Genomic DNA, 5,288 nt, shown 5'->3' on the forward strand with positions numbered 1-5,288 from the left:
GGTTTTCGGACTCTAGTTTGTACTTTTGATTGCGCCTTCGGGTGTGATTGTGAGTCTTCAACGGAGAGTTTGATCCTGGCTCAGGACGAACGCTGGCGGCGTGCTTAACACATGCAAGTCGAGCGGTAAGGCCCTTCGGGGTACACGAGCGGCGAACGGGTGAGTAACACGTGGGTGATCTGCCTTGCACTCTGGGATAAGCCTGGGAAACTGGGTCTAATACCGGATATGACCTTCGACTGCATGGTCGAGGGTGGAAAGATTTATCGGTGCAAGATGAGCCCGCGGCCTATCAGCTTGTTGGTGGGGTAATGGCCTACCAAGGCGACGACGGGTAGCCGGCCTGAGAGGGCGACCGGCCACACTGGGACTGAGACACGGCCCAGACTCCTACGGGAGGCAGCAGTGGGGAATATTGCACAATGGGCGGAAGCCTGATGCAGCGACGCCGCGTGAGGGATGACGGCCTTCGGGTTGTAAACCTCTTTCGACTCCGACGAAGCGAAAGTGACGGTAGGAGTATAAGAAGCACCGGCCAACTACGTGCCAGCAGCCGCGGTAATACGTAGGGTGCGAGCGTTGTCCGGAATTACTGGGCGTAAAGAGCTTGTAGGCGGCTTGTCGCGTCGATCGTGAAAACTCGGGGCTCAACCCCGAGCTTGCGGTCGATACGGGCAGGCTTGAGTACTTCAGGGGAGACTGGAATTCCTGGTGTAGCGGTGAAATGCGCAGATATCAGGAGGAACACCGGTGGCGAAGGCGGGTCTCTGGGAAGTAACTGACGCTGAGAAGCGAAAGCGTGGGTAGCGAACAGGATTAGATACCCTGGTAGTCCACGCCGTAAACGGTGGGTACTAGGTGTGGGTTTCCTTCCACGGGATCCGTGCCGTAGCTAACGCATTAAGTACCCCGCCTGGGGAGTACGGCCGCAAGGCTAAAACTCAAAGGAATTGACGGGGGCCCGCACAAGCGGCGGAGCATGTGGATTAATTCGATGCAACGCGAAGAACCTTACCTGGGTTTGACATACACCGGAAACCTGCAGAGATGTAGGCCCCCTTGTGGTCGGTGTACAGGTGGTGCATGGCTGTCGTCAGCTCGTGTCGTGAGATGTTGGGTTAAGTCCCGCAACGAGCGCAACCCTTATCTTATGTTGCCAGCGCGTAATGGCGGGGACTCGTGAGAGACTGCCGGGGTCAACTCGGAGGAAGGTGGGGACGACGTCAAGTCATCATGCCCCTTATGTCCAGGGCTTCACACATGCTACAATGGCCGGTACAGAGGGCTGCGATACCGTGAGGTGGAGCGAATCCCTTAAAGCCGGTCTCAGTTCGGATCGGGGTCTGCAACTCGACCCCGTGAAGTTGGAGTCGCTAGTAATCGCAGATCAGCAACGCTGCGGTGAATACGTTCCCGGGCCTTGTACACACCGCCCGTCACGTCATGAAAGTCGGTAACACCCGAAGCCGGTGGCCTAACCCTTGTGGAGGGAGCCGTCGAAGGTGGGATCGGCGATTGGGACGAAGTCGTAACAAGGTAGCCGTACCGGAAGGTGCGGCTGGATCACCTCCTTTCTAAGGAGCATTCTCCACGCCGGCTCGAAGAGTCGAGTACCGGTGGTGGCAGAGCCATTTCGGAAGCGAATGTTTTCCGATGGTTGCTCATGGGTGGAACGCTGACAACTTCCATTGCGTATGGCTGAGGGCTGTGTCTCTTGGTTGTGGTGGATATATCAACACACTGTTGGGTCCTGAAAGAACAGGCGTTCTTTCCAGGCAAGATAATACGATCCGCTCGGATCTCCGTTCATACCGCGAGGGCTTCTCAGGGAGTTTTCGGCTGGTGCGGGTGAAAGTTCTGGGTGGGTGTGTTGTTTGAGAACTGCACAGTGGACGCGAGCATCTTTGTTTTGTAAGTTTTTAAGAGCGTACGGTGGATGCCTTGGCACCAGGAGCCGATGAAGGACGTAGGAGGCTGCGATAAGCCTCGGGGAGCTGTCAACCGAGCTGTGATCCGAGGGTGTCCGAATGGGGAAACCCAGCACGAGTGATGTCGTGTTACCCGCATCTGAATATATAGGGTGTGTGGAGGGAACGTGGGGAAGTGAAACATCTCAGTACCCACAGGAAGAGAAAACAACATGTGATTCCGTGAGTAGTGGCGAGCGAAAGCGGATGAGGCTAAACCATGCGTGTGTGATAGCCGGCAGGCGTTGCACGTGTGGGGTCGTGGGGCTCACTTTCTTGTCACTGCCGTGGCGAGCAACAGTCAGAAAAGTTCGTGTTAGCTGAATTGGTCTGGGACGGCCAACCGTAGACGGTGAGAGTCCGGTAGGCGAAAACACGTTCTCTGTTGTAGTGGGTGCCCGAGTAGCAGCGGGCCCGTGAAATCTGCTGTGAATCTGCCGGGACCACCCGGTAAGCCTGAATACTCCCTGGTGACCGATAGCGGACTAGTACCGTGAGGGAAAGGTGAAAAGTACCCCGGGAGGGGAGTGAAATAGTACCTGAAACCGTGCGCTTACAATCCGTCAGAGCCTGTGCACAGTTTACTGTGGTGGGTGATGGCGTGCCTTTTGAAGAATGAGCCTGCGAGTTAGTGGCATGTGGCGAGGTTAACCCGTGTGGGGTAGCCGTAGCGAAAGCGAGTCCGAATAGGGCGTTTGAGTCGCGTGTTCTAGACCCGAAGCGGAGTGATCTACCCATGGCCAGGGTGAAGCGACGGTAAGACGTCGTGGAGGCCCGAACCCACTTAGGTTGAAAACTGAGGGGATGAGCTGTGGGTAGGGGTGAAAGGCCAATCAAACTCCGTGATAGCTGGTTCTCCCCGAAATGCATTTAGGTGCAGCGTCGCGTGTTTCTCACCGGAGGTAGAGCTACTGGATGGTCTAGGGGGCCCACAAGCTTACCGAAATCAGCCAAACTCCGAATGCCGGTGAGTGAGAGCGCGGCAGTGAGACTGCGGGGGATAAGCTTCGTAGTCGAGAGGGAAACAGCCCAGATCGCCGGCTAAGGCCCCTAAGCGTGTACTAAGTGGAAAAGGATGTGGGATTGCGCAGACAGCCAGGAGGTTGGCTTAGAAGCAGCCACCCTTGAAAGAGTGCGTAATAGCTCACTGGTCGAGTGATCCTGCGCCGACAATGTAGCGGGGCTCAAGTACACCGCCGAAGCCGCGGCAGTCGCACAATACATCCACATGCCTCTACGGGGGTGTGTGCAGTGGTGTGGCTGGGTAGGGGAGCGTCGTGTAGCCAGGGAAGCAGCGGGGTGACCTAGTTGTGGAGGCTGCGCGAGTGAGAATGCAGGCATGAGTAGCGAAAGACGAGTGAGAAACTCGTCCGCCGAATGACCAAGGGTTCCTGGGCCAGGTTAATCCGCCCAGGGTTAGTCGGGACCTAAGGCGAGGCCGACAGGCGTAGTCGATGGACAACGGGTTGATATTCCCGTACCCGTGTATCCGCGCCCAATGGCGAATCATCTGTGCTAAGTGCCCAAATGTGGACGGACCTCCTTCGGGAGGCTGAAAGCGGCTGCGCACGACCCTGGGTGTAGTAGTCAAGCGATGGGGTGACGCAGGAAGGTAGCTGGGCCAGTCAGTGGTTGTACTGGTGTAAGCCTGTAGGGCGTTGTGTAGGCAAATCCGCACAGCATATAGCCTGAGAGGTGATGCGTAGCCGATTGAGGCGAATTCAGTGATCCTATGCTGCCGAGAAAAGCCTCTAGTGAGTTGGTACACGGCCCGTACCCCAAACCGACACAGGTGGTCAGGTAGAGAATACTAAGGCGATCGAGATAACTGTGGTCAAGGAACTCGGCAAAATGCCCCCGTAACTTCGGGAGAAGGGGGGCCTGGGCTGGTGACGGAATTTACTTCCTGAGCTGGTTTGGGCCGCAGAGACCAGTGAGAAGCGACTGTTTACTAAAAACACAGGTCCGTGCGAAGTCGTAAGACGATGTATACGGACTGACGCCTGCCCGGTGCCGGAAGGTTAAGAGGACCGGTTAGCGCTTCGGCGCGAAGCTGAGAATTTAAGCCCCGGTAAACGGCGGTGGTAACTATAACCATCCTAAGGTAGCGAAATTCCTTGTCGGGTAAGTTCCGACCTGCACGAATGGCGTAACGACTTCTCAGCTGTCTCGACCACAGACTCGGCGAAATTGCATTACGAGTAAAGATGCTCGTTACGCGCGGCAGGACGAAAAGACCCCGGGACCTTCACTATAGCTTGGTATTGGTGTTCGGTACGGTTTGTGTAGGATAGGTGGGAGACTGTGAAGCATGCACGCCAGTGTGTGTGGAGTCATCGTTGAAATACCACTCTGATCGTATTGGACCTCTAACCTCGGACCATGATCTGGTTCAGGGACAGTGCCTGGTGGGTAGTTTAACTGGGGCGGTTGCCTCCCAAAATGTAACGGAGGCGCCCAAAGGTTCCCTCAGCCTGGTTGGCAATCAGGTGTCGAGTGCAAGTGCACAAGGGAGCTTGACTGTGAGACAGACATGTCGAGCAGGGACGAAAGTCGGGACTAGTGATCCGGCACCGGCAAGTGGAAGCGGTGTCGCTCAACGGATAAAAGGTACCCCGGGGATAACAGGCTGATCTTCCCCAAGAGTCCATATCGACGGGATGGTTTGGCACCTCGATGTCGGCTCGTCGCATCCTGGGGCTGGAGTAGGTCCCAAGGGTTGGGCTGTTCGCCCATTAAAGCGGCACGCGAGCTGGGTTTAGAACGTCGTGAGACAGTTCGGTCTCTATCCGCCGCGCGCGTTGGAAACTTGAGGAAGGCTGTCCCTAGTACGAGAGGACCGGGACGGACGAACCTCTGGTGTGCCAGTTGTCCCGCCAGGGGCACGGCTGGTTGGCTACGTTCGGAAGGGATAACCGCTGAAAGCATCTAAGCGGGAAGCCTGTTCCAAGATGAGGTTTCCCACCACCTAGAGTGGTTAAGGCCCCCTACAGACCATGGGGTTGATAGGCCGGAACTGGAAGCACAGTAATGTGTGGAGGTGACCGGTACTAATAGGCCGAGGGCTTACTGAACAAAGATTGCTACGCGTCCACTGTGCAGTATCTGAAACAACACACAGATACAGAAGACACTCCATGATTCCGGGTTCGGTACCCGGGATTGTTGGGGGTGGCTCTCTGTGGATAGTTTCATAGAGTTACGGCGGTTATAGCGGCAGGGAAACGCCCGGTCCCATTCCGAACCCGGAAGCTAAGCCTGCCAGCGCCGATGGTACTGCACTCGACAGGGTGTGGGAGAGTAGGACACCGCCGGAACATA

At 56.4% G+C, this 5,288-nt stretch carries 3 rRNA genes; all 3 read left to right on the forward strand.

The window, feature by feature from the left end:
• The first annotated feature begins 57 nt into the window (after positions 1-57).
• A 16S ribosomal RNA gene (locus ACWCPQ_RS34905) occupies positions 58-1,574 on the forward strand.
• A gap of 335 nt (positions 1,575-1,909) precedes the next feature.
• A 23S ribosomal RNA gene (locus tag ACWCPQ_RS34910) occupies positions 1,910-5,041 on the forward strand.
• Positions 5,042-5,167: 126 nt separating this feature from the next.
• Positions 5,168-5,284 (forward strand): 5S ribosomal RNA (gene rrf / locus ACWCPQ_RS34915).
• Together the 16S, 23S and 5S rRNA genes form the textbook arrangement of a ribosomal RNA operon.
• Positions 5,285-5,288 lie beyond the last annotated feature (4 nt).

The organism is Nocardia sp. NPDC001965, from assembly GCF_053594175.1.